Origin of the sequence: Mesorhizobium sp. WSM1293, assembly GCF_000513875.1 — a bacterium.
Classification (GTDB): domain Bacteria; phylum Pseudomonadota; class Alphaproteobacteria; order Rhizobiales; family Rhizobiaceae; genus Mesorhizobium; species Mesorhizobium ciceri.
Genome location: NZ_AZUV01000001.1, coordinates 555,470 through 577,928 on the forward strand (window position 1 = coordinate 555,470; position 22,459 = coordinate 577,928).

The window sequence follows — 22,459 nt, forward strand, 5'->3', positions numbered from 1 at the left end:
CAGTCGATATTCAGGACGACATGACCACAGCACCCGCCCAGGCGGGGTGGCGATTCAGGCAGCCGAGCGTCATTCCGGGTTTCGGATTGACGCTCGGCTTCTCGCTTGCCTACCTCACCCTCATCATTCTCATCCCGCTATCCGGGCTGCTCTGGCGCTCGGCCGCCCTTGGCTGGCCTGAATTCTGGGCGATCGCCACCGATCGCCGCACCATCAATGCGCTGAGAATCAGCTTCGGCACTGCCTTCGTCGCGGCTGCTGTCAACGTCGTCTTCGGCACGCTGGTCGCATGGGTGCTGGTGCGTTACCGCTTCCCCGGCCGCCGCATCGTCGATGCCATGGTCGATCTGCCCTTCGCCTTGCCGACGGCTGTGGCCGGCATCGCGCTGACCACGCTCTACGCGCCGAACGGCTGGATCGGCAAATTGCTGATGCCGCTCGGCATCAAGGTCGCCTATACCCCGCTGGGTATCGTCATCGCGCTGATCTTCATCGGCCTGCCCTTCGTCGTGCGCACCGTGCAGCCGATCATGGAGGAGATCGACAAGGAAGTGGAGGAAGCCGCGGCCACCCTTGGCGCCAATCGTTTCCAGATCATCACCCGCATCCTGTTTCCGGGCCTGGCGCCGGCCATCGTCACCGGCTTCGCGCTCGCCTTCGCGCGCGGCGTCGGCGAATACGGCTCGGTCATCTTCATCGCCGGCAACTTGCCCTACAAATCAGAGATCGCGCCGCTGCTGATCGTCATCCGGCTGGAGGAATACAATTACCCGGCGGCAACCGCGATTGCGGCGATCATGCTCGCTCTGTCATTCATCATGCTTTTGGTCGTCAATCTCGCACAGTCGTGGAGCCGCAAGCGCTATGGCTGATCCGGAGATCAAATCCTACGAACCGCACCATGAAAGCCAATCGGCGGCGGTCACGGAAAGCCGCCCGGCGCGCCTGGCCCTGATGGCCGTCGCCTTTGCCTTCCTCGGCATTTTCCTGCTCTTGCCGCTGATCATCGTCTTCAACGAAGCCTTCGCCAAGGGCATCGGTGCCTACACCGAAGCGCTCGGCAATCCCGACACACGCTCGGCGATCCGGCTGACGCTGCTGGTCGCCGCGATCTCGGTACCGCTCAACATTGTGTTCGGCATCTCCGCCGCCTGGGCGATCGCCAAGTTCGAGTTCAAGGGCAAGGCCTTCCTGACCACGCTGATCGACCTTCCCTTCTCGGTCTCCCCGGTCATATCGGGCCTCGTCTATGTGCTTCTGTTCGGCGCCCAGGGGCTGCTCGGCACCTGGCTGAAAGCGCATGGCATCGTCATCCTGTTTGCCGTGCCGGGCATCGTGCTGGCCACAATCTTCGTCACCTTCCCCTTCGTCGCCCGCGAGTTGATCCCGCTGATGCAGGAGCAAGGCAATGGCGACGAGGAGGCAGCACTTTCGCTTGGCGCCAATGGCTGGCAGACCTTCTGGTACGTGACCTTGCCCAACGTCAAATGGGGGCTGCTCTACGGCGTGCTCCTGTGCAATGCGCGCGCCATGGGCGAGTTCGGCGCAGTCTCGGTGGTGTCGGGCCATATACGCGGCCTGACCAACACCATGCCGCTGCATGTCGAAATCCTCTATAACGAGTACAACGCCGTCGGCGCCTTCGCCGTCGCTTCATTGCTGGCGGGCCTGGCGCTCGTCACGCTGGTCTTGAAAACACTTCTCGAGATGCGCTACGGCGCCGAGATCGCCGCGACGCGCGGACACTGACAGAGGGATTTGCATGGAAGTTCGCGTTGCCAACGTGCGCAAGGAGTTTGACCGGTTTCCGGCCCTCCACGACGTGTCGCTCGATATCAAGTCGGGCGAACTGATCGCGTTGCTGGGGCCGTCCGGCTCCGGCAAGACGACGCTGCTCAGGCTGATCGCCGGACTGGAGCGGCCGACGCGCGGAAACATCTTCTTCGGCGACGAGGACGCCTCGCACAAGTCGATCCAGGATCGCAATGTCGGCTTTGTCTTCCAGCACTATGCGCTGTTCCGGCACATGACGGTGGCCGACAATATCGGCTTCGGCCTGAAGGTCCGGCACGGGCCGTCGCGCCCCCCGGCGCAGGAGATCCGCCGCCGCGCCTCCGAGCTTCTGGACCTTGTCCAGCTGTCGGGGCTGGAAAAGCGCTATCCGGCGCAGCTTTCCGGCGGCCAGCGGCAGCGCGTGGCGCTGGCGCGGGCCATGGCCATCGAACCCAAGGTGCTGCTGCTCGACGAACCGTTCGGCGCGCTTGACGCGCAGGTGCGCCGGGAATTGCGCCGCTGGCTGCGCGAAATCCATGACGCCACCGGCCACACCACCGTCTTCGTCACCCACGACCAGGAAGAGGCGCTGGAGCTTGCCGACCGCGTCGTGGTGATGAGCCAGGGTCGCATCGAGCAGGTCGGCACCGCCGACGACATCTACGACACGCCGAACTCGCCCTTCGTCTACGGCTTCATCGGTGAATCGAGCTCGCTTCCCGTCAAAGTCGAGAATGGCGAGATCTGGCTCGCCGACCGTCCGATCGGGCTTGCCGCGCCCAACGAGCCCTCGGGCGATGCGACGCTCTACTTCCGCCCGCACGATGTCGAATTGCTGGACGGCTGCAGCGGCTGCATCGCCGGCACGGTCGCCGCCAGCCGCCGCGTCGCCGGCACGCGCCGGGTCGAGCTCGAGATCGGTGGTGAGCGTCAGCGGGTCGAAATCGAATTGCCGGTCGATCATCCCGCGGCGCAAAAAAGCCGGGTGGCGTTCCGCCCCGGCCGCTGGAAGCTTTTTCCGGCGGCTTGATTCTCGGCTCAAGCGCTACGCCAACCAGTTTTCGACCTTCAGATTCCTGATCCGGGTGAACTCTCCCGTGTTGGGCTGCGGTTGTTGCGAAACAGCTTCGCCTCCTTGGGCGGCGTTATTGAATGACGGTTCTGGGGCATGGCGGCAGCTCTTTGTATATGCCTTTTGTATATGCCATGCAGCACCGCAAACAAGGCGCAGAAAAACTCCGACGAAGGTAGCCATCTCCTGGAACAGAATTCCAACAGGTGCCAACTTAGGCGATATATTTTCCCACGACGAGGCCGCGAACCGACAGCGCATGCCTCGTCGCGCATGATACGTCACGGCTATGGTCCGACCATCAACGCATTGCATCGGAGCCTGTTTTCATGAAACGATTTTTCCTCGGGCTTGCCACCGTCGCCGGCCTGTTCCTTGCATCCTCCCAAGCCTGGTCGGCCGACAAACTGCTCAACGCGTCCTATGATGTCGGCCGCGAACTGTTCGTGCAGGTCAACAAGGCTTTCATCGCCCAGCATCCGGGCGTCACCGTCGACCAGTCGCATGCCGGCACTTCGGCGCAGGCACGCGCCATCGCCGAGGGCCTTGGCGCCGACGTTGTTACCTTCAACCAGGTCATCGACATCGACTTCCTGGTCAAGAAGGGCCTCGTCTCGGCCGACTGGCAGAAGGATTTCCCTGACAATGCCTCGCCCTTCTATTCTCTGCCTTCGTTCCTTGTCCGCGCGGGCAACCCCAAGCACATCAAGGACTGGAACGATCTCGTGCGCGACGACGTGCAGGTGATCTTCCCAAACCCGAAAACATCCGGCAATGCGCGCTACACCTATCTGGCGGCCACCGCCTACGCCAAGGAAGCCTTCAAGGGCGACGACGCCAAGGTGAAGGAATTCATCACCAAGCTGTTCAACAACGTGCCGATTTTCGACACCGGCGGCCGCGCCGCGACCACCACCTTCGTGCAGCGCGAGATCGGTGATGTGCTGATCACCTTCGAGTCGGAGACGCGCGGCATCCGCAAGGAGTATGGCGACGACAAGTTCGAGCAGGTTACGCCTTCGGTCAGCCTGCTGGCCGAATTCCCGGTCGCCATCGTCGACAAGGTTGCCGACGATCACGGCACGCGCGATCTGGCCAAGACCTATCTCGACTTCCTCTACACACCGGAGGGCCAGGACATCGCCGCCCGCAACGGCCTCAGAGCCCGCGACGCCGCTGTGGCGGCGAAATACAAGGCCGATTTCCCCGATGTCCGGCTGCTGACGGTGGAAGACGTTTTCGGCGGCTGGGACAAGGTGCAGAAAGAGCATTTCGCCGCCGGCGGCCTGCTCGACCAGACCTACGGCAGCCGCTGAGGCAGCGATACCTGCACAGCAGACGAAAAAGCCGGCGCGCTGCCGGCTTTTTTCGTTTTTGAACGCCGATAACCTGGTTATCAGCGGAATATCCGCGTTCTCAGTGCAAAATGTTACAAAGAATCAACGCGTTTGTGCCTAACGTGCAATTTGGTGGCTGTTTCGCGAAACATCATCGCGCGGCGAAGACGTCATTATTTGCACACAAACAGTCGCCAGATGCGAGTGGTTGGGGCTTTTATGGGTTGATCTGGGCATGCTGACAAAAAAAGGCAAATACGGCCTCAAGGCCCTCGTGCATCTGTCTGGCCTGCCGGCCGGCCAATTGGCCTTCGTCAATGACATCGCTGTGGCCAACAACATCCCGAAGAAATTCCTCGATGCCATTCTGGGCGAGTTGCGCAATGCCGGCTTCGTCCAGAGCCGCAAAGGCAAGGAAGGCGGCTACCGCCTTGCCCGGCCGGCCTCCGAAATCAAGATCGGCCATGTCGTGCGCGTGCTTGACGGGCCGCTGGCGCCAATCCCTTGCGCCAGCCGCACGCAGTATCAACGCTGCGAGGATTGCGACGAGGCGACCTGCCAGGTCCGCCACATGATGCTGGAGGTGCGGCAGGCAATCGCCGAAGTGCTGGATAATCGCAGCCTCGCCGCCATGCGCGATGCCGACAATGACGATTTCCCGGTCGAGCTGACGTCGCAGATCTAAACCACCGACTTCAAGCCGATCGCGTTCAGATAGAGATTCCTGCATTGAAGGAGAGGTTCTCCGAATCTCGGGTTGCGAAGCTCGAAATCACGGAGAACCTCATGCAGTTTTGGCCTATCCGTTCACATTAGACGCAGCCTCGAATACAGCGCGTGCGGACGTCGTACCCGCTACGTGCTCCGTACCCGCCACACCGAGGTCCATCCATCCCGCATTCACGGCCTCGAACATTTCTTCGGCAGGTCCGGAGTGACCCTTCGGGATGCCGAATTGCTCGAACGCTTCCGCCCACCCCGCACGCGGAATTGCAAAGGCTTTCACGGCGAGATTCAGGACTTCACCCAACTGCTCGGCGACTTCATCCGCGGTGACCATCGAACCGATCTCGACGATGCGCTGCCCTGACCACGTCGACCCGGTCAAAAGGGTTGCGACCTCTGCGCCGATGTCGTTCGTCGCAACCATGGTCGATTTCCGGTTTGTCGGATTGTAGTAGACCGGTAGCATTCCGCCCTGCGCGACCTGCAAGCCGTAGAGGAAATTTTCGAAGAATCCCCCCGCGCGCACAAATGCGGTTGGCGATGTCAGGCCGCGAAACCCTTGCTCCAGAAGCGACAAGGCCGCGATCACCCCGTGCCCGCTTGTTCTGTTCGCACCCATCGACGAAAGCGCAACCACTCGCGGCGGCGCTGCCTTGGTCAAAGCCTCGACATAGCTAGCAATCACGCTCCTCGCTTCTTTGTAATCGGGCGACGGCGCCCAGACAGGGGGCAACATGACGAACGCGCCTTCGACGCCTTTGAGGGCTCGCTCGATGGCTGCCGAATCATTCCAGTCGCCGTCTACCAGTTCCACGCCCTGGTTCGCCCAATTGGCCGCCTTGTCGCGATTGCGGACGAGCGCGCGTACCTCCTTGCCGTGCGCCAGCAGATGCTCTGCCGTTGCGCCGCCAACTTTTCCCGTGATCCCCATTACTAGGAACATGTGTTTTCTCCTGATGTCGGGGGACAGAGCTGCCCCTGTTGGTTCAATGGATGAGCGGCAGAATGGCCCGGATACGGGGATCGCGGAGATAGAGGCCGCCCCAGGTCATCGCGCCCAGAAGCAGGGAGATGATTTCCGGCGGCGACCCCAACTCACCGATGCGGAGATGGGCGCAGATGGCACCTCCCAAAAAGCCCGTCACCAGGATCGCGCCGAGGACGGCGGTGACCGGGATGGCGTAGAGGATGGCGCAGGCGAGGATGATCGGACCCACGACACGGGTCAGGTCCATCGCAAACCCGGTTTCCTGCAACATGCTGGCGATCTGTGCCGGCGCGAAAAGCTGAACAGTGCCATCTGCCGTCAGGGCGATGACGACAAACGCGCTCATGATCCGGCCGGCCCACAGGGCGCGATGCAAGGTCATAATTTCCGGTGTCTGATGCAGGTTCACAGTTTCGGACACTTGTCATTCTCCGATGGGGAGATCCCATATTCGAAGCTTACTGTGCCTCTCAAATGTGATAAATGCCGAGAAAATGAACCAACTGTTCTCTTTTTTGGGAACAATCCGAGGCACGAAAATGCAGAATCTCGAACCCATCCTCATTTTCACAACGGTCGCGGAAATGGGGAGCTTCACCCGCGCGGCCGATAGCCTGGGCATCCAAAAGGGGAGAGCCTCAACGGCGGTCCGCAAGCTGGAAGAAGATGTGGGTGTCAGGCTTCTGCACCGGACGACGCGCAGCGTGCGGTTGACGGAGGACGGACGCGCATTTCATGCCCGCGCCCGCGATCTGCTTGCTGAAGTCGATGATCTGCACTCGATGTTCGCAGGCGACCGCGTGGCACTTCGCGGCCGTTTGCGGGTCGACCTTCCGACCGAAGTGGCGCGCACAACGATCGTACCGGCTTTGCCGGATTTCATGGCGGCTCACCCCGAGTTGGAGCTGGAGGTGTCGAGTACGGATCGGCAAGTCGATCTGGTTCAAGAGGGGTTCGATTGTGTATTGCGGCTTGGACCCATTCGCGACGAGACCCTGATTGCCCGCCCGTTGGGCCTGTTGCGCATGGCCAACGCAGCCAGTCCCGCCTATCTGGCGCGCCATGGCGTGCCTCGATCGCTGGAAGATCTCCAGCGTCAGGAACATAGGGCAATTCATTTTTCGACGCTGCTGGGCGCGCGACCCTATGGATGGGAATATCCGGACGGCGACAGCTACGCGACGCTTCAGTTGCCAGGTGCGCTACACGTCAACAGCGCACAGACCTACGAAGCAGCGGCCCTCGCCGGCCTTGGCCTGATCCAGGCGCCACTCTTGGGCATTGGCCGATACTTGGAGAGTGGAGCGCTTGTCGAGATCCTACCCGATTTTCGTCGCCGGCCGCTCGCCGTGTCCCTCGTCGTCGCACATCGGAGCAATCTATCGCGCCGGGTCCGCGCGTTCATGAAATGGATCGAAGATGTGCTGACGCCATATATGGAATAGCGATACGACTATCTTCGTCCGGCCCTTGAAATCAACACTTCGTAAGCGGCGCGCTTGTCTTAAGTCTAGGGCAAGCGAAATTTGCAGAAGTCTCGAGCACGGACACCACCTTGCACGGCCCAAGCCGACGCAGTAAAGCGGGGTTCGAAGAACGGGCTGGACCGATGAGGCTGTGGTGGTTCGCGAAATCCCGCAAGGCCGCCCGCAAGCTGCCATCGGCAGCCAGTTTCCGCACTGAAATCATCGCCGACGTCTTCGTCCCGGAACGGGCGGAGGACGTGCGCTTCTTCAGCCGCAAGCTGGTTCGCCCTGGCCGGCTTCGCCGCTTTTCCAACAAGGATCTTCGCGAAGGCCTGCTGTCTATCTTCTATCTCGTGGTGGCGGCGGCACTGCCGGTGCGGTGGTGGGCGCCGATCTGCGGCCGCGTATCGAGGTTTCGCCTCAAGCGCCATATGCGCAAGGAATTCCCGGCCTACGCTGCCGCCGCGCTCGCGGTGCTGGGCGATGGTATCGATGCACGCAAGCTGTTCGAGGGATTGCTGGCAGCGCGCCACCGCCGCCGCTTGCAGCTCGCCGCTCATCTGGTGGCCGGCCGCTGGTCGCCGACGATCCGGCTGGAGGGGCTGGCGGGGCTGCGGTCGGCCTTGCAGCGCGGCCACGGCGCCATCCTCTGGTGCGATCAGTTCACCGCCCAGACCATCATCGGCAAGCGCGCGCTGTACGAGGCCGGTATCGAAGCGCATCAGGTGAGCGTCAACACCCACGGTATTTCCGAATCGGCGTTCGGCTTGCGTTTCCTCAATCCGCCGCTGATCGATGTCGAAAACCGGTTCCTGAAAAGCCGGGTCGTCTTTGGCCGCGACGACACCTATCAGGTCACCATCCGCATCCAGAAGATCCTGAAGCAGAATGGCGTGGTGACGATGACCAACACCGTCCATGCCGGCACGACCTTCACCGAGGCAGCCATGGGCGAAAGCGGCTGGACGCATCTCGCCTCGGCGCCGGCGAATTTTGCCGCCAGGGGCAGGACAGCCCTGTTTGCCATGTCGACCTTCGAAGTGGTTCCCTTCATCGAATACCGGGCCGTGCTCAGCCCCGAGCTGACGCCGGAGGCATCTGTCAGCCCGGCAACGGACATGGCCAGGGATGGCGCCAAGAACATGACTGTGCAGGCGCACTACATCCTGCTCAAGCGCGACCGCCTGCTGGAAGCGCTGAAGCTCTACCCCGAGCAGATGCTGACGTGGTCCCGCCGGCAGCGGCTGACCGAGGTCTCGGACAGCATCGGCATCGGAATGGATGAAGGCTCATGACCGGCGTATCAGGCGGACCGCGGCGGCGACGAGCTCACCGACCGGGCGTGTGGCATTGAGTTTCGAGGCGCGCTCATCCGCAGCCGGCGGCTCGAGGATGGCGAACTGGCTGTCGACCAGGCTCGCCGGCATGAAGTGGCCCTTGCGGCTGCCGACGCGCTGCCTGGCCGTACCAGGGTCGATCTCCAGATAGAGGAAGACGATTTCCGGGCAGAAGCCGCTCAGCCGGTCGCGGTAGCTGCGCTTCAGCGCCGAGCAGGCGGCGACCACGCCGTTGCCCTGCCCCACCGACGCGGCGATGCGCTCGCCGATCGCGTTGAGCCAGCCTTCGCGCAGCTGATCGGTAAGCGGCTCGCCGCTTGCCATGCGTGCGACGTTTTCCGGAGGATGCAGCCTGTCGCCCTCGATAAAGGTAACGCCCAGAGCGGCGGCAAGCCCAACGCCCACCGCCGACTTGCCGCAGCCGGCGACGCCCATAACCACGATGGCCGGCACCGAGCCGGGGGCGCTCGTCGGCGCCTGTGCTGCCGCTTCGTCCACTGTCAGCGGCTTGCCGGCGCGCGGCCGTAGAGCAGCAGCATGGCGACGATGACGACACCGTAGATGATCTGCCGCCCCGCCTCCGGCATCTGCATGACCGACAAGATGGATTGCAGCAACGTGATGAGGATGACACCGGCGACAGTGCCGAGATAGGAGCCGCGCCCACCCAGGATCGAGGTGCCGCCAAGCACCACCGCGGCGATCGACGGCAGCAGATAAGCGTCGCCCATCGACTGCGCCGCCTTGGAGGCATAGCCGGCCAGAAGCACGCCGCCGAAAGCCGAGAGCCCACCGGAGACGGCGAAGGCGATCATCACCACGCGCCTTGTGTCGATGCCGGAGAGATAGGCCGCGCGCTCGCGGTTGCCGATGCCGTAGACGGTGCGGCCGAAGCCGGTCCGCGTCAGCACGAACACCATCGCGGCCCCGATCAGCGCCCAGATGATGACGGCGTTGGGCACGCCCGGAATGGCGAAGCCGGTCGCCAGGTAGCGCATCGCGCCCGTCGCCGAATCCTGCGGCGAGAAGCCGCCGGTGTAGACCACCATCAGCCCCTGCGCGACAGCGTTGGTGGCCAATGTGATGATCATCGAGGGGATGCGCAGATAGGCGACGCCGATGCCGTTGACGACGCCGATCAGCATGCCGCAGATGATGCCGAACGGGATGGCCAACGCCACGCCGACCGGGCCGTACGCCGCCGCGGCGCAGGCCATCATGGCGCCCGCCGCCACCGCCCACGGCACCGACAGGTCGATCTGGCCGAGCAGGATGACCAGCATCATGCCTGTCGCGATGACGCCGAGGAATGAAGCCACCTTGAGCTGCTGCAGGAGATATTCAGGCGACAGGAAGCTTCTGGAATAGAGGCTGCCGAAGAACAGCAAAAGCACGATGCAGGCAAAGGCCGTCAGCACCGCCGGATCGGCGCGGCGGATGAATCTTGGCATGCGGCCGGCAATGCCGCCAAGCGTCGTTTCGCTCACAGGAACCACTCCAGCCGGTTGCGGACCCGAAACAGGGCGAAGGCGCCGAGGCTGACGGCGACCAGCAGGATAACGCCCTGGAACAGCGGCTGCCAGAGCGGATCGAAATCGAAGACGAACAACAGGTCGCCGATCGTGCGGAAAGCCAGTGCGCCGAAGATGGCGCCGATGGCGCTGCCCTTGCCGCCGAACAGCGAGACGCCGCCGAGCACCACGGCGGCGATCGAAAACAGCGTGTAGGAGTTGCCGCTGGCATAGGCCGCCTCACCCGTATAGGTGAAGAAGGTCAGGAACAGTCCGCCGATCGCCGCCAGCAGGCCGGCCAGCGTGTAGGCGGCGAACTTGCCGCGCCGGATCGGCACACCCGACATGTAGGCCGCCGTCTCCGATGAGCCTGCCGCGTAGGCGGCGCGGCCAAGCACCGAGCGGCTGAACGGCACCCAGATCACCAGCACGATGGCCAGCAGCACGACGAGACTTGCCGGCACCACGCCGAACACACGGCCGGTCAGCGCATCGGCCAGGTCCTCATTGACCGAGCCGCCCGGAAATGGCCGCAGCAACAGGCCGATGCCGTAATAGACGGCGCCTGTGGCAATGGTGGCGACAATCGGCTGCAGCCGGCCATAGATGACGATGGCGCCGTTGATGGCGCCGCACAGCAGTCCCACCGCCAGCACGGCGATGACGCCGAGCGTCGTCTGCATCGGCGTTCCCACCACCAGCCACGAAGCCAGGCAGTTGGTGAGGAGAAAAATCATGCCGACGGACAGGTCGATGCCGGCGGTGATCACCACCAGCGTCTGCGCCATGGCGACGAAGGCGAGCAGCACGCCCTTGTTGGCCGCCGTCTGCACCACATTGGCGGTGAAGCCGGCCGGATGGTTCGAGGTGTAGATGACGAACATGACGATGAAGATGCCGAACGCCAGCAGCGTTCCGCGCTGCTCGGCCAGCCAGTAACGCCAATCCTTCATGCGCCCACTCCCAGGCCCACCGGGCTGTCCTCGCCATGGATGTTGAGCGCGCTTGATATCAGCGCCCGCTCGGTGATCTCGGCGCCGACCAGCTCGCGCTTGACCGCTCCGTCGTAGAGCACCAGCACACGGTCGCAGCAGCCGATCAGCTCGTCATAGTCGGTCGAGTAGAACAGGATCGCAGCACCCGCGTCGGCCAGTTTGCGCATCAGCTGGTACAGCTCCTGCTTGGTGCCGACGTCGATGCCGCGCGTCGGATCGTTGAGCAGGATGATGCGCGGCTGGCGCATCAGCCATTTGGCGATGACCACCTTCTGCTGGTTGCCGCCCGAAAGCGCGCCGACCGGAATGTCGAGGCCCGCCGTCTTGATCGCCAAAAGACCGACCATGTCGTCGATCAGCCGCTGCTCGGCGGCACGGTCGATGATGCCGGCTTTCGACAACCGGTCGAGGGCGGCGAAGGACAGGTTCTCGCGCACCGTCATCGGCAGCATCAGCCCTTCGGTCTTGCGGTCCTCGGGAATGAGCGCCATGCCGATGCCGTCGTCGCGCGCAACGGATGGACTGGTGATCGACACAGGCTTGCCGTCGATCAGGATCTGGCCGCTGAGGCCGCGCAGCACGCCGAAGAAGGCGAGCAGCAATTCGCGCTGGCCCTGGCCGTCGAGGCCGCCAAGGCCGACCACCTCACCTGCCCTGACGGTCAGCGAGATGTCGTGCAGCCGGTCGGCCCATGAGAGCTTGCGGGCCTCGAGCCTGGGGGCCGCGGCGGCAGGCACGGCCGTCGGCTTGGGCGGAAAGATATGGCTGTATTCGCGGCCGATCATCAGTTCGACCACCTCATTGTCACTCTTCGAGCCGGCTGGATAGCTGGCGACATTGCGGCCGTTGCGGAACACCGTGCACTGATCCGCCAGTTCGGCGATCTCGTTCATGCGGTGCGAGATGTAAAGCAGCGCCAGCCCTTCCGAGCGCAGCCGCTTGAGCACCGCGAAGATCTTCGAGACATCCGCGGCAGTCAGCGCGGAGGTCGCCTCGTCGAGGATGAGGATGCGCGGCTTGCGTGCCAATGCCTTGGCGATCTCGACCATCTGCCGGCGCGACAATGGCAGGTCCTTGACCAGCGCCAGCGGGTGGATGTCGGCGGCGCCGGCACGAGCAAGTGCTTCTTCGGCGATGCGGCGCTGCGCCTTGCGGTCGATCATGCCGAAGCGTTTGGGCGGATCGGAAATGACGATGTTGTCGGCAACGCTTAGCTCGGGGACCAGCGACAGTTCCTGGAAGATGCAGACGATGCCGGCCTTGTTGGCGGCACCCGGAGAAGCGAAGGTCGCCTCGCGCCCGTCCAGCGTCATGCGGCCCTCATCGGGCGCCACGACACCTGCCATGACCTTGATCAGCGTCGACTTGCCGGCGCCGTTTTCGCCGAGAATGGCGTGGATGCTGCCGGCTTCGACAACAAGCTCGGCCTTCTCCAGCGCGCGTACACCGCCATAGCGCTTGGATATGCCTTCCATACGAAAGAGCGGAGCCGCACCGTCCATCGGCCCTCCCAGGGCGATTGTGGAATTGAGACAAACGCCGCGGCTCAAGCCGCGGCGCCAGGTGACAGCCAGCGATGATTTACTGGTTTTCCTTGGTCTGACCCATGATTTCCTGGGCGCTGAAATTGATGCCGCAGGTCGGGAAGGAATTGCCGACGAAGAAATTGTCGGATTCCTTGGGGAAGTAATCCGTGCCTTCCTTCATGTTCGGGTCTTCGGCGATCGCCAGCGGCAGCTTCACCTCTTGTGGCACGACTTCGCCTTCGAGTGCGGCGATCGCTGTCTTGATGGCGACAGCGACCTGAGCCGGGCCCGAGCCCGCGGACGAGCACTTCAGCCCGTCGGCTGAATGCGCGGCGCAGAACTTGCGGAAGCCGTTCTCGGTCTCGCCGCCAAACGGCACGAATGGATGCTTGGCGTCGATCATCGCCTGCACGATGCCGGTGTCGCCGCCCTGCCCGGTGATGCCGTCGAACGGACCGTTGGTGGCGATCGCATCCGCGGTCACCTTCTGTGCCACGCCGTCATCCCATTTGCCGGCGACTTCGGTCACGTCCCACTTCTTGCCGGACGCATCGAAGACCTCGTGGATGCCGTTGTGACGATCGGTGTCGACGGAGGTGCCGGCGACGCCGCGCACTTCCAGGATCTTGCCGCCGTTCGGTATCTTGCCGACCAGCCACTTGGCCCACAATTCGCCAAGACCCTTCTGATCGACATTGACGTTGATGGCGTCCTTGGTGTCGAGAATGTTGTCGAAGGCGACCAGCACGATGCCCGCTTCCTTGGCACGCTTGATGACCGGACCGAAGGCCGTCGGGTTCTGGGCGTCGGTGACGATGGCGTCATAGCCGGAATCGATGAAATTGTTGATCGCCGAGATCTGTGCCGGCACGTCCTCGCCCGTCGAGACGACCTTGAATTCCTTGATCTTGGCTTTGACTTCAGGTTGCGCGGCGTAGGCCTTGGCCGTCTGCACCATCTGGATGCGCCAGGTGTTGGCGATATAGCCATTGGCGAAGGCGATGCGGAACGGCCCTTCCTTCTTGGGATATTTGAAGAATTTGGTCTCCGCGCTCCACGGCGCGAAACAGTCCGCCTGAGCGGCGGGACCCGACACGATTTCGGGTCCGGCGGCCATGGCGGCCGAATTGAGCATGACGAATGCAGTGGCGGCAACGACGCCACCAACAAGTGACTTGATCATCGATAATCCTCCCGATTGCAGTTCTGATTGTTCGTTTCGCAATGCGAATTTTTCGCGCGATGGACCGGCACCTCCCGCCTCGCCATGCGCTTCCTCGGCCGCCCGTGATGGCCGACCCGGTACCTCCCTTGTCGCCGCAAGCCGGGCGAAAACTATCATATTATCCATAATAAACAAGTATTAGTTGTCGCTTATGTATAATAAACAGGTGCGACCTGTCGTTCATGCACCTGCCTGGAGGAGATGGTAGCGCTACCAAATTGGCGTGTAAACCGGCATTCGCACAGTCGCTTCTGTGCGTTTCAACGCGCCGTGCTCTCGCGGCGCTTGAGCTCGAAACCGAGGTCTACGATCCGTTGCTCCGGTCTTTTGCCGGCGATCGCAGCAAGCGCCATGGCGACGGCACGCCGGCCGATCTCATAACGATGGGTGCGGATGCTGGTGACCGAAGGAAACGCCACCTGCATCATGTCGAGATCGTTGAAACCGACGATGCCGATCGTCTTCGGCACCGCGATCGAGGCGCGATGGCATTCGAACAAGACGCCGAGCGCGATGTCGTCATTGTTGCAGAACACCCCGTCGAGTGTCGGCACCTTGGCCAGCGCGTCGCGGAACATCTCGCGGCCGAGCGACACGCTGGACAGCACCGGCGTGGTGGTGACGAGGCGCGGGTCGAACAGGCCCGCGGCCTCCATCGCCGCGCGATAGCCGGCAAGGCGCCGCTGCGAACGCGGATCCATGCGCGCGCCGATGAAGCCGATGCGGCGATAGCCGGCCTCGATCAGATGCTCGGTCGCCGCCCTCCCGCCATCGAGATGCGAGAAGCCGACCATCATGTCGACCGGATCGGAACCGGTTTCCATCACCTGCACCACAGGGCAGCCGGCACTTTCCAGCAGCTTTCGCGAAGCCGGCGTCTGATCGATGCCGGCGACGATCAGCGCCGCTGGCCGTTGCGAACCGAACAGCTGCAGCAGCCGCTCTTCCTCGAGGCCGGAATAGTGGGTGTTGCCAAGCTGGATGCGGAACGGGCTGGCCGACAGGCTGTCATAGATGCCGCGCACCACCTCGGCGAAGACGTTGTTGGTAAGCGACGGCACCAGCACGCCGAACACCTCGGCGCGCGCCGAGGCCAGCGCCCGGGCATTCGGGTCCGGCACGTAGCCCAGTTCGTCGACGGCGGCCTGGATCTGGCGGCGCAGCTCTTCGGACACACGCTCCGGCTCGCGCAGGGCGCGCGACACGGTGATGGCGCCGACGCCGGCCTTGCGCGCGACATCCGCGATGGTCGGGCGGCCGCCGCCCCGGCGCGTGCGCAGCTTGGTCAAAATCGAGTCCTCGCAAGATACAGATCGGAAGCCATCGCGCCCGCAGCCGTCATATGTTGTCAAAGTGGGATATTTATCCGCGCGCTTCCTTCTCGACGCTAGGTCAATGTCCGCTCCCCAAAGAGAAAAATCAGCAGAGAAAGAAGACCAAACGAGACTAAAAATCCGGCCCATGCTCCAAACAGGAGCTTGCGAAGCGATCGGAATTCGTCAGCAACAAGAAATCTGTTGAAACGGCTATTCCTGCGGCCGGCTCGCTCGCTCCAACCAAGTGATCTTTCCTCAGTAGTGTCTACAAGCGCCCCGGTTCTGCCGAGCACCAGGATAATCGAATAGAAAATTGCGGCGGCGCCTGCGAAGCATCCCGCGGTGCAGGCCCACACCGCTATTGTTAGAAGAATGGGCTTACCGTGAAGATCGAGATGCATTTTGTGCGCCCGGAATAAGGCTTAAGCTGCAACCGTCAATGATCGCCGCGACCGCCACAATAACAGAACGATCGCCAGTATATTCAAGATATTCCAGGCAATGCCGTTCAGGAACGCAGCCGCATAAGAGCCGGTCAAATCGTAGATCCAGCCCGACATCCAGCCGCCGATCGCCATGCCGAAGATGGTCGCCATCATGACGATGCCGATACGCTGGCCGGCCTCTCTGGCCGGCATATAATCGCGCACGATGATCGCGTAGCAAGGCACGATGCCGCCCTGCGACAAGCCGAACACCAGTGACACCACATAGAGCGAGGCAAGCCCGTCGAACGGGATGTAGAACAGCAGCGACAGGCACTGCAGGACCGAGCCGATCATCAATGTCCACACGGCGCCGATACGGTCGGCGAGGAAGCCGGACGCCAGCCGGCTGACGACGCCGCCCGCCATCATGATCGACAGCATGTCGGCGCCATGTGCGACGCCGTAGCCAAGGTCCATGCAATAGGCGACGATATGCACTTGCGGCATCGACATCGCCACGCAGCAGCCGAGCCCGGCGACGACCAGCAGCACCTGCAAGGCCGCCGGCGACAGCGAGATCGGCTGCACCGACCGGCTTCCGGGCGAACCCGCGACGGCCGCCGCCGGGGCACCGCGCCGCAGCATCAGCACCAGCGGCACCATTGTCACCAGGCAGAAGATGCCGATTGCCGCATAGGTGAAGCGCCAGCCCTCCGCCTTCATCAGCGTCGGCATGATGGTCGGCCACAACGCCCCGGCAAGATAATTGCCGGCCGCCGCCGCCGTGACCGCAACACCGCGACGGCGGTTGAACCAGTGCGAGATATCGGCGATCAGCGGCCCGAAGATCACCGACGTGCCGATACCGATCAGCACTCCCTGGGCAAGCGTGAATTGCAAGATCGAGGTCGATAGCGCCGCGAGCAGCAGGCCGGCGGAAAGCGCAATCGAAGAGATCAGCGCCGGGATCCAGTAACCCATCCGGTCGATGGCGCGGCCGACCAGCACGTTGCCGGCGGCGAAACCGACCATGGTCGCCGTGTAAGGCATGGACGCCGCGGCGCGGTCGACGCCGAACTCGGCCTGCACGGCGGGCAGCACGACGACGACAGCCCACATGCCCACGGCGCCGATCGTCGCCAGCAGCATCGAGATGGCAAGCCGCATCCAGGCATAGGAGCTGTCGATGCCGGGGCCGGGCTGGAGGCTGTCGGTTCGGGTCAAGGCGTTTCCTGTCGGCGGTCTCGGAGATCGGCTGCCGTTTGCGCCACTATCGGCGCATTCTCAGGCCGCAGCAGCGCCACAGCGGGCAAATCCGTGGCTCCAGAGCCAGGGCGGAACCGATGCCGATGTGCGGAGTTTCCCGGCAACCACCCCGCAAAGGAGTCCTGCGATGACCGCCACCAGGAAAAAATGGTCGGCCGAGGTGACCGAGCACAGCAACGCAATGGATCTTGAGGATCACGTCTTCGAATCCGACGACGCCAGGAAGATCGCCGCCTCGCTGAAACGATCCGCCGAACACAGCCACAGGCGCAAGGCCGAGCCTTTTCAATCCGCCATGTCGATGCTGAATTTTTACATCAACCGCGCCGGCAAGAACTTGCCTGCCGCGCGCAAAAAAGTGCTTGAGGACGCCAAGGGCGAGCTGCGCAGCGCCTTCGGACGTGACAAGGATGATTAGCGGCCCGTCCAGCCCTACCGGGCGCGGATGACGCCGTCTGTGTTGGCGAGCAATTTGCGCACAGCATTGCGCGCCGCGTCGGGGCGCTGCAGGCGGATGTTCTTCTCGATCGCCTCGTGCAGCTTCTGCGCGTGGTTGAGATCGTCGATCTCCCGTGTCGTATAGGCAAAGAGATGATCGAAGGCGGATTCGATCAGTACGCCGAGCGGCACCAGCAGGTCGTTGCCCGAAGCCCGCAGGATGGCGAGATGGAAGCGCGTGTCGGCGCGGGTCCGCTCCTGCAGGCTCGTCGCCGCGCCCATCTCACGGCAGGCCAGGCTGATCTCGGCCATCTGCTCGTCGGTTCTTCGCATCGCGGCGAACGCGGTCGCTTCCGGCTCGATGATATGGCGGAATTCCTGCACCGTCTTGAGGAACACTTCGCGGTCCGGCGACGTCGCGTACCAGGCCAGCACATCGCGATCGAGCAGGTTCCAGCGTTCCTTCGGCTCGACCCAGCTGCCGATCTTGGGACGTGAGGCCAAAAGGCTCTTGGCCATCAGCATCTTGATCGCTTCGCGCACCGCCGAGCGGCTGACGCTGAAGGTCTCCGACCATTTCGCTTCATTGGGCAGGATGGTGCCAGGCGGATAATCGCCGCGCACGATCCTGAGGCCAATTTCACTGGCCAGCGAGGCGTGGACGCTGGAGCCGGGAATACGCGCGGCGTCCGCCCGGCGAACGCCGCCCGGACGGTCCCCGGAGGCCGCTTTCCCCAACGATTTTTCCTTGTTCGGCTTCGCGTCCCGCATGGGGTCCAGAAAGTCCGTATTAAGCAGGCTGTCAAGCGCAGCAAGCGGCTTGCATCGCAAAGCTGCCCGCTGTGCACAGATCAGCCCCGATCCGCCGCTTGATTGGCATGTCGATATTCAGGTCAGGCCGAGCCGAGAATGACGGATTTCGAGAACCGGAGCGCAGCGTACTTTTGGGTACGTAAGCACCGGCCTACGCCGGCCGTAGCCTTGACTGCCACGACCACTCATAAGTGCTTCGGCCGGCGAAGGCCGGAAGCGCAGAAAGCCGTCATTCGCAGGCCGGCATCACCTGAATGTCGACATGCCTAGGCCTGCTTGACGTATTTGCGCCAGCTATGCTCCGGGCGGAAGCCCAGCACGTCACGCGCCTTGCGGTTGGAGAGCAGCGTCTCGTATTCGCCGAGTTCGGCCTTGACCGGCACGCCGGGGTAGAACCGCTTCAAGAGTTCGGCTGTCGGCAGGTCGGATGAGGTGTCGTCATTGGCCGCGTTGAACACCTGATAGCCGAGCCCGTCCTTCTCTATGGCGCGCAGCGTGATCTGGCCAAGGTCGCGCGCGTCGACATAGCTCCAGGCGATGCGCTTGCGGAAACCCGGATCGGCGAACCATTTCGGAAACAGCGAATATTCGTGCGGCTCGATGACGTTGCCGATGCGCAGGGCGTAAATGTCGGTGCCGTTGCGCTGTGCGAAGGCGCGCGCGGTCTTCTCGTTGACGACCTTGGACAAAGCATAGCTGTCCATCGGATCGACGTCATACTCCTCGTCGAGCGGGAAATATTTTGGATCGCGCGGCTCGTTGGCGAAGACCAGTCCATAGGTGGTCTCGCTGGAGGCGATGATTACCTTTCGAATACCGAGCTTAACCGCCGCCTCGATGACATTGTAGGTGCCGAGCGCATTGATGCGGAACACCTCGTTGTCGGTGGTGATCATGATGCGCGGGATGGCAGCGAAATGCACCACCGCATCGACCGGCTGCGGACGCAGCGAGGGGTCGAATTCATGCAGGCCCATATAGCTCGACAGTGCGTTGAACACCTGCCCGCTGTCGGTGATGTCGGTGATCAGCGTGCGCACCTTGGGGTTGTCGAGCGGCCTGGTGTCGATGTTGAGCACCTGGCAGCCTTGCTCGACCAGATACTGGACGACATGGCGTCCGGCCTTGCCGCTGCCGCCGGTGAACATGATCCGCTTCGTCATTTTGCTCTCCACATCCTCAGGAATTTATGTGTATTGTCAGACAATATCGCCATCCGCAACCACCCACGCCTGCAAAACGGCAGCGCCTGACATCAATCATTGCAACAGGACTTGAAGACATGAACACGACTGCCGCGAGCGAAAAGATCGGCTTCATCGGGCTTGGCCTGATGGGCCACGGGATCGCCAAGAACATCGTCGACAAGGGCTACAGCCTGACCTTTCTCGGCCGCAAGAACCGCAAGCCGGCGGAAGACCTGCTTGGCCGCGGCGCCACCGAAGCATCGACCTCGCGCGATGTGGCGGCGGCATCGACAATCGTCTTCATCTGCGTCACCGGTTCGCGCGAGGTCGAAGCCATCATTCGCGGCCCGGGCGGCCTCAAGGAGGGTTTGAAGAAAGGTTCCGTCGTCGTCGACTGCTCGACCTCCGACCCCGTCTCGACCATTGCGCTTGCCGCTGAACTCAAGGCGCTCGGCATCGATTTTGTCGACGCACCGCTCAGCCGCACGCCGAAGGAAGCCTGGGAAGGCACACTCGACGCCATGGTCGGCGCGCCGGACGCCCTCTTTGCCAGGGTGAAACCGGTAATCGAAACCTGGGCCGGCCGCATCGTCCATATCGGCGACACCGGCGATGGCCATCGCATGAAGCTGCTCAACAATTTCATCTCGCTCGGCTACGCCGCGATCTATTCCGAGGCACTGGCACTGGCTGAGAAGGTCGGCATCCCGCCGCCGCGCTTCGACAGCGTCATCCGCAATGGCCGTATGGATTGCGGCTTCTACCAGACCTTCATGCGCTGGACGCTGGAAGGTGACCGCGACGCGCACAAATTCACCATCGCCAATGCCTTCAAGGACCTGACCTATCTGGAATCGATGGCGGGTGCGGCCGGCATTGCCAACCCGCTCGGCAACGCCACCAAGAACGCCTTCGCCGGTGCTCATGCAACCGGCCCGGCCGAGCAATTCGTACCGATGCTGGCAACGCATATCGGCAAGGTGAACGGCGTCGACCTGATGCCGATGAAGGATGGCAAGAAGCAGACCATTTAACCGATTGCCCAACGCAGGCGCCGATCACCGCCTCCAGCGCCCGATCCCTTCATCGGTATCCGCAAGCAGCTTGTGCACGGCGTTGCGCGCCGCGGCCGGGCGCTGCAGGCGGATGTTCTTTTCGATTGCCTCATGCAGCTTCTGCGCCTGGCGCTGATCGGCGACCTGCTGTGTCGTGAATGCGAAGAGATGGTCGAGCGCCGATTCGATCAGCACGCCGAGCGGCACCAGAAGGTCGTTGCCGGAGGCGCGCAGGATGGCCAGATGAAAGCGCGTATCGGCGCGGATACGCTCCTGCAGGCTCAAGGCTTCGCCCATCTCGCGGCAGGCCTGGCTGATTTCCGCCATTTGCTCGTCACTGCGCCGTATGGCGGCAAAGGCCGATGCTTCCGGCTCGATGATATGACGAAACTCCTGCACGGTTCGCAGGAACGCCTCGCGGTCGGGCGCCGTCGCGTACCAGGCCAGCACGTCGCGGTCGAGCAGGTTCCAGCGCTCCTTCGGCTCGACCCAGCTGCCGATCTTGGGGCGTGAGGCCAACAGGCTTTTCGCCATCAGCATCTTGATGGCTTCGCGCACCGCCGAACGGCTGACATTGAAGATCTCGGCCCATCTGGACTCGTTGGGCAGGATGGTGCCGGGCGGATAGTCGCCACGCACGATCCGCAGGCCGATCTCGCCGGCCAGCGAGACATGGACGCTCGCTCCCGCAAAATGCGCGGCACCGGCCTTGCGCATGACAGCCGGGCCGTGGCCGGCTTGTGCCTTGGCCCGGTCGGTTCGCTTGCTTGACTTCTCGTCCGGCATCCACGTTCCAATGCGTCGACCGTCTGTCGTCCGGACTGGTCCGAACCGCACGGGCGCCGATCTCGTTGCCGAAAAATCCAGATCACGGGCGCAGCAAAGCCGGAGCCGGTTGCCCCAACCATTGCGTCCGTTCGGGAATTATCGCTTCCGTCCAGGAATGACGGGGCGCCCGCAGCCGGGCGCCCCGAAATCGAGAACCTACTTCTGGATGCAGGTGTCGACCGTATCCTTGGTGCACTCGTCGAGGCCGGTGAACACCGGATCGGCGACCGCCTTGCCTTCGATCAGGTCGATCATCACCGACGGTGCCTTGTAGCCCATTTCGAACGGCCGCTGGCCGACCAGAGCCGTTACAAGGCCGTCACGAGCGATCGCAATCTCGTCGCCGATCGTGTCGGCAGCGCCGATGACGAAGTCGTTGCTGGCGATCCGGTCCTTGAGCGGTCCGAACAGATCGCGATAGGGCTGCGGCGCGCCGAACAGCGGCCAACCGCCCATGATGCCGAAGGCGTCCAGCTTGGGGTTGGCGGCGAGGATGTCGGTCATCGCCTGCACGCCCTTGGCGCCGTCGTCGTTGGTGAACACCGGGCAGCCGGCGACTTCGGTCCAGCCACCTTCACCGGCAAGTGCGGCGAGGCCCTCCTTGCCCGACAGTGCGTCACGCATGCCTTGCGCACGGCGCAGGATGTTGTCGGCTGCCGGGTTGCCTTCGATGGTGCAGATCGTGCCACCATTCGGCTTGCCCTTCTTGATGTACTCGCCGATCTTCTTGCCCATCAGGTAATTGTCGGTACCGAGATAGGTCTTGCGAAGGCCTGCGTCTTCCTTGCTGAGATCGGCGTCGACCGTCATGATCGGGATCGACGGATTGGCACTCTTGATCGTCTGCGCGATCAGCGGCGCGTTGGACGGCGAGATCGCCATCGCCACCGTGTCGGCCTTGCTCAGCATGTCCTGGACGATCTGCGCCTCGCCGGCCTCGTCCGAAGTCGACGCCGGACCGGTGTAGAAGCATTCATATTCCGAGCTGGCGTTTTCCTTGTTCCATTTCTCGCAGCCCTGGTGGATGGCCTCGAAGAACGGATTGTCGAGACCTTTCACGACAATGACGAGCTGTTTCTTGGCCAAAGCCGGCCCGGCACCCAACGCCATGGCGGCGACGGCGGCGAGCAAAAGTGTTTTCCTCATGTCAGTCCTCCCTTGAAACAAACGGA

At 63.0% G+C, this 22,459-nt stretch carries 23 protein-coding genes; 9 read left to right on the plus strand and 14 right to left on the minus strand.

Features of this window, described 5'->3' with window-relative positions; genetic code table 11:
* Window positions 1–20 precede the first annotated feature (20 nt).
* The 5 genes from cysT (at window position 21) to M729_RS0102735 (ending at window position 4,867) form a co-directional block, all read left to right on the plus strand.
* Window positions 21–872: a sulfate ABC transporter permease subunit CysT gene (gene cysT, locus M729_RS0102715; protein WP_013530875.1), complete on the plus strand. Its 852-nt coding sequence runs from the start codon at window positions 21–23 to the stop codon at window positions 870–872.
* Entirely contained in the window at window positions 865–1,749 is an 885-nt protein-coding gene (gene cysW, locus M729_RS0102720) for a sulfate ABC transporter permease subunit CysW (protein ID WP_013530874.1), read from the plus strand. The genes cysT and cysW overlap by 8 nt, the downstream gene beginning before the upstream one ends.
* Before the next feature lie 13 nt (window positions 1,750–1,762).
* On the plus strand, window positions 1,763–2,803 hold the full coding sequence (locus M729_RS0102725) for a sulfate/molybdate ABC transporter ATP-binding protein (RefSeq protein WP_013530873.1): 1,041 nt from the start codon (window positions 1,763–1,765) through the stop codon (window positions 2,801–2,803).
* 371 nt (window positions 2,804–3,174) lie between these two features.
* Window positions 3,175–4,161, plus strand: coding sequence for a sulfate ABC transporter substrate-binding protein (locus M729_RS0102730; RefSeq protein WP_013530872.1), 987 nt, complete (start codon window positions 3,175–3,177; stop codon window positions 4,159–4,161).
* A gap of 256 nt (window positions 4,162–4,417) precedes the next feature.
* The gene (locus tag M729_RS0102735) at window positions 4,418–4,867 is read left to right on the plus strand and encodes an Rrf2 family transcriptional regulator (RefSeq protein ID WP_013530871.1); all 450 of its coding nucleotides are present in this window, start codon (window positions 4,418–4,420) and stop codon (window positions 4,865–4,867) included.
* A 114-nt stretch (window positions 4,868–4,981) separates the two neighbouring features.
* On the opposite strand, the gene M729_RS0102740 is transcribed toward M729_RS0102735, so the two are convergent.
* Entirely contained in the window at window positions 4,982–5,851 is an 870-nt protein-coding gene (locus M729_RS0102740; RefSeq protein ID WP_027160686.1) for an NmrA family NAD(P)-binding protein, read from the minus strand.
* A gap of 43 nt (window positions 5,852–5,894) precedes the next feature.
* Window positions 5,895–6,317 carry a DoxX family protein gene (locus M729_RS0102745; RefSeq protein WP_027160687.1) on the minus strand — a complete coding sequence of 141 codons (423 nt, stop codon included), beginning with the start codon at window positions 6,315–6,317 and terminating at the stop codon, window positions 5,895–5,897.
* Window positions 6,318–6,435: 118 nt separating this feature from the next.
* Between M729_RS0102745 and M729_RS0102750 the strand changes: the two genes are divergently transcribed.
* On the plus strand, window positions 6,436–7,341 hold the full coding sequence (locus tag M729_RS0102750) for a LysR family transcriptional regulator (protein ID WP_024501530.1): 906 nt from the start codon (window positions 6,436–6,438) through the stop codon (window positions 7,339–7,341).
* 164 nt (window positions 7,342–7,505) lie between these two features.
* The gene (locus tag M729_RS0102755) at window positions 7,506–8,657 is read left to right on the plus strand and encodes a hypothetical protein (protein WP_027160688.1); all 1,152 of its coding nucleotides are present in this window, start codon (window positions 7,506–7,508) and stop codon (window positions 8,655–8,657) included.
* On the opposite strand, the gene M729_RS0102760 is transcribed toward M729_RS0102755, so the two are convergent.
* From M729_RS0102760 to M729_RS0102795, 8 genes are all read right to left on the minus strand, one after another.
* Window positions 8,652–9,197 (minus strand): gluconokinase, encoded by a 546-nt coding sequence (locus M729_RS0102760; RefSeq protein ID WP_027160689.1) that lies wholly within the window; start codon window positions 9,195–9,197, stop codon window positions 8,652–8,654. The genes M729_RS0102755 and M729_RS0102760 overlap by 6 nt on opposite strands.
* A gap of 2 nt (window positions 9,198–9,199) precedes the next feature.
* Complete coding sequence (locus M729_RS0102765; RefSeq protein ID WP_013530866.1) at window positions 9,200–10,186, minus strand: ABC transporter permease; 987 nt, start codon at window positions 10,184–10,186, stop codon at window positions 9,200–9,202.
* Window positions 10,183–11,163, minus strand: coding sequence for an ABC transporter permease (locus M729_RS0102770; RefSeq protein ID WP_013530865.1), 981 nt, complete (start codon window positions 11,161–11,163; stop codon window positions 10,183–10,185). The genes M729_RS0102765 and M729_RS0102770 overlap by 4 nt, the downstream gene beginning before the upstream one ends.
* Window positions 11,160–12,707 (minus strand): sugar ABC transporter ATP-binding protein, encoded by a 1,548-nt coding sequence (locus tag M729_RS0102775; protein ID WP_027160690.1) that lies wholly within the window; start codon window positions 12,705–12,707, stop codon window positions 11,160–11,162. Before M729_RS0102775 ends, M729_RS0102770 begins: the two co-directional genes overlap by 4 nt.
* A 79-nt stretch (window positions 12,708–12,786) precedes the next feature.
* On the minus strand, window positions 12,787–13,914 hold the full coding sequence (locus tag M729_RS0102780) for a sugar ABC transporter substrate-binding protein (RefSeq protein ID WP_013530863.1): 1,128 nt from the start codon (window positions 13,912–13,914) through the stop codon (window positions 12,787–12,789).
* A gap of 302 nt (window positions 13,915–14,216) precedes the next feature.
* Window positions 14,217–15,245, minus strand: coding sequence for a LacI family DNA-binding transcriptional regulator (locus tag M729_RS0102785; protein WP_027160691.1), 1,029 nt, complete (start codon window positions 15,243–15,245; stop codon window positions 14,217–14,219).
* Between the two features lie 98 nt (window positions 15,246–15,343).
* A complete protein-coding gene (locus M729_RS0102790) occupies window positions 15,344–15,673 on the minus strand; it encodes a hypothetical protein (RefSeq protein ID WP_027160692.1) in 330 nt (109 codons plus the stop codon).
* Window positions 15,674–15,694: 21 nt separating this feature from the next.
* Window positions 15,695–16,924, minus strand: coding sequence for an MFS transporter (locus M729_RS0102795; protein ID WP_013530861.1), 1,230 nt, complete (start codon window positions 16,922–16,924; stop codon window positions 15,695–15,697).
* A gap of 169 nt (window positions 16,925–17,093) precedes the next feature.
* On the opposite strand from M729_RS0102795, the gene M729_RS0102800 reads away from it, so the two are divergent.
* Window positions 17,094–17,384 carry a DUF3175 domain-containing protein gene (locus M729_RS0102800; RefSeq protein WP_027160693.1) on the plus strand — a complete coding sequence of 97 codons (291 nt, stop codon included), beginning with the start codon at window positions 17,094–17,096 and terminating at the stop codon, window positions 17,382–17,384.
* Between the two features lie 14 nt (window positions 17,385–17,398).
* Here M729_RS0102800 and M729_RS0102805 read toward each other — a convergent pair whose 3' ends face one another.
* Together M729_RS0102805 and M729_RS0102810 are read right to left on the minus strand one after the other, a co-directional pair.
* Window positions 17,399–18,175, minus strand: coding sequence for a FadR/GntR family transcriptional regulator (locus tag M729_RS0102805; protein ID WP_024501538.1), 777 nt, complete (start codon window positions 18,173–18,175; stop codon window positions 17,399–17,401).
* Between the two features lie 308 nt (window positions 18,176–18,483).
* A complete protein-coding gene (locus M729_RS0102810; protein WP_013530858.1) occupies window positions 18,484–19,380 on the minus strand; it encodes an NAD(P)-dependent oxidoreductase in 897 nt (298 codons plus the stop codon).
* 119 nt (window positions 19,381–19,499) lie between these two features.
* Between M729_RS0102810 and M729_RS0102815 the strand changes: the two genes are divergently transcribed.
* Window positions 19,500–20,438, plus strand: a complete 939-nt coding sequence (locus M729_RS0102815) for an NAD(P)-dependent oxidoreductase (protein WP_027160694.1) — start codon at window positions 19,500–19,502, stop codon at window positions 20,436–20,438.
* Between the two features lie 24 nt (window positions 20,439–20,462).
* On the opposite strand, the gene M729_RS0102820 is transcribed toward M729_RS0102815, so the two are convergent.
* Entirely contained in the window at window positions 20,463–21,245 is a 783-nt protein-coding gene (locus M729_RS0102820; protein WP_024501539.1) for a FadR/GntR family transcriptional regulator, read from the minus strand.
* A 198-nt stretch (window positions 21,246–21,443) separates the two neighbouring features.
* Window positions 21,444–22,433 carry a sugar-binding protein gene (locus M729_RS0102825; protein ID WP_013530855.1) on the minus strand — a complete coding sequence of 330 codons (990 nt, stop codon included), beginning with the start codon at window positions 22,431–22,433 and terminating at the stop codon, window positions 21,444–21,446.
* Window positions 22,434–22,459: the final 26 nt, after the last annotated feature.

Bases quoted from the DNA above. Each gene is read 5' to 3' on its own strand.
- cysT (WP_013530875.1), top strand. From the start codon at position 21: ATGACCACAGCACCCGCCCAGGCGGGGTGGCGATTCAGGCAGCCGAGC.
- cysW (WP_013530874.1), top strand. From the start codon at position 865: ATGGCTGATCCGGAGATCAAATCCTACGAACCGCACCATGAAAGCCAA.
- M729_RS0102725 (WP_013530873.1), top strand. From the start codon at position 1,763: ATGGAAGTTCGCGTTGCCAACGTGCGCAAGGAGTTTGACCGGTTTCCG.
- M729_RS0102730 (WP_013530872.1), top strand. From the start codon at position 3,175: ATGAAACGATTTTTCCTCGGGCTTGCCACCGTCGCCGGCCTGTTCCTT.
- M729_RS0102735 (WP_013530871.1), top strand. From the start codon at position 4,418: ATGCTGACAAAAAAAGGCAAATACGGCCTCAAGGCCCTCGTGCATCTG.
- M729_RS0102740 (WP_027160686.1), bottom strand. From the start codon at position 5,851: ATGTTCCTAGTAATGGGGATCACGGGAAAAGTTGGCGGCGCAACGGCA.
- M729_RS0102750 (WP_024501530.1), top strand. From the start codon at position 6,436: ATGCAGAATCTCGAACCCATCCTCATTTTCACAACGGTCGCGGAAATG.
- M729_RS0102755 (WP_027160688.1), top strand. From the start codon at position 7,506: ATGAGGCTGTGGTGGTTCGCGAAATCCCGCAAGGCCGCCCGCAAGCTG.
- M729_RS0102770 (WP_013530865.1), bottom strand. From the start codon at position 11,163: ATGAAGGATTGGCGTTACTGGCTGGCCGAGCAGCGCGGAACGCTGCTG.
- M729_RS0102775 (WP_027160690.1), bottom strand. From the start codon at position 12,707: ATGGACGGTGCGGCTCCGCTCTTTCGTATGGAAGGCATATCCAAGCGC.
- M729_RS0102780 (WP_013530863.1), bottom strand. From the start codon at position 13,914: ATGATCAAGTCACTTGTTGGTGGCGTCGTTGCCGCCACTGCATTCGTC.
- M729_RS0102790 (WP_027160692.1), bottom strand. From the start codon at position 15,673: ATGCATCTCGATCTTCACGGTAAGCCCATTCTTCTAACAATAGCGGTG.
- M729_RS0102800 (WP_027160693.1), top strand. From the start codon at position 17,094: ATGACCGCCACCAGGAAAAAATGGTCGGCCGAGGTGACCGAGCACAGC.
- M729_RS0102805 (WP_024501538.1), bottom strand. From the start codon at position 18,175: ATGCGGGACGCGAAGCCGAACAAGGAAAAATCGTTGGGGAAAGCGGCC.
- M729_RS0102810 (WP_013530858.1), bottom strand. From the start codon at position 19,380: ATGACGAAGCGGATCATGTTCACCGGCGGCAGCGGCAAGGCCGGACGC.
- M729_RS0102815 (WP_027160694.1), top strand. From the start codon at position 19,500: ATGAACACGACTGCCGCGAGCGAAAAGATCGGCTTCATCGGGCTTGGC.
- M729_RS0102820 (WP_024501539.1), bottom strand. From the start codon at position 21,245: ATGCCGGACGAGAAGTCAAGCAAGCGAACCGACCGGGCCAAGGCACAA.
- M729_RS0102825 (WP_013530855.1), bottom strand. From the start codon at position 22,433: ATGAGGAAAACACTTTTGCTCGCCGCCGTCGCCGCCATGGCGTTGGGT.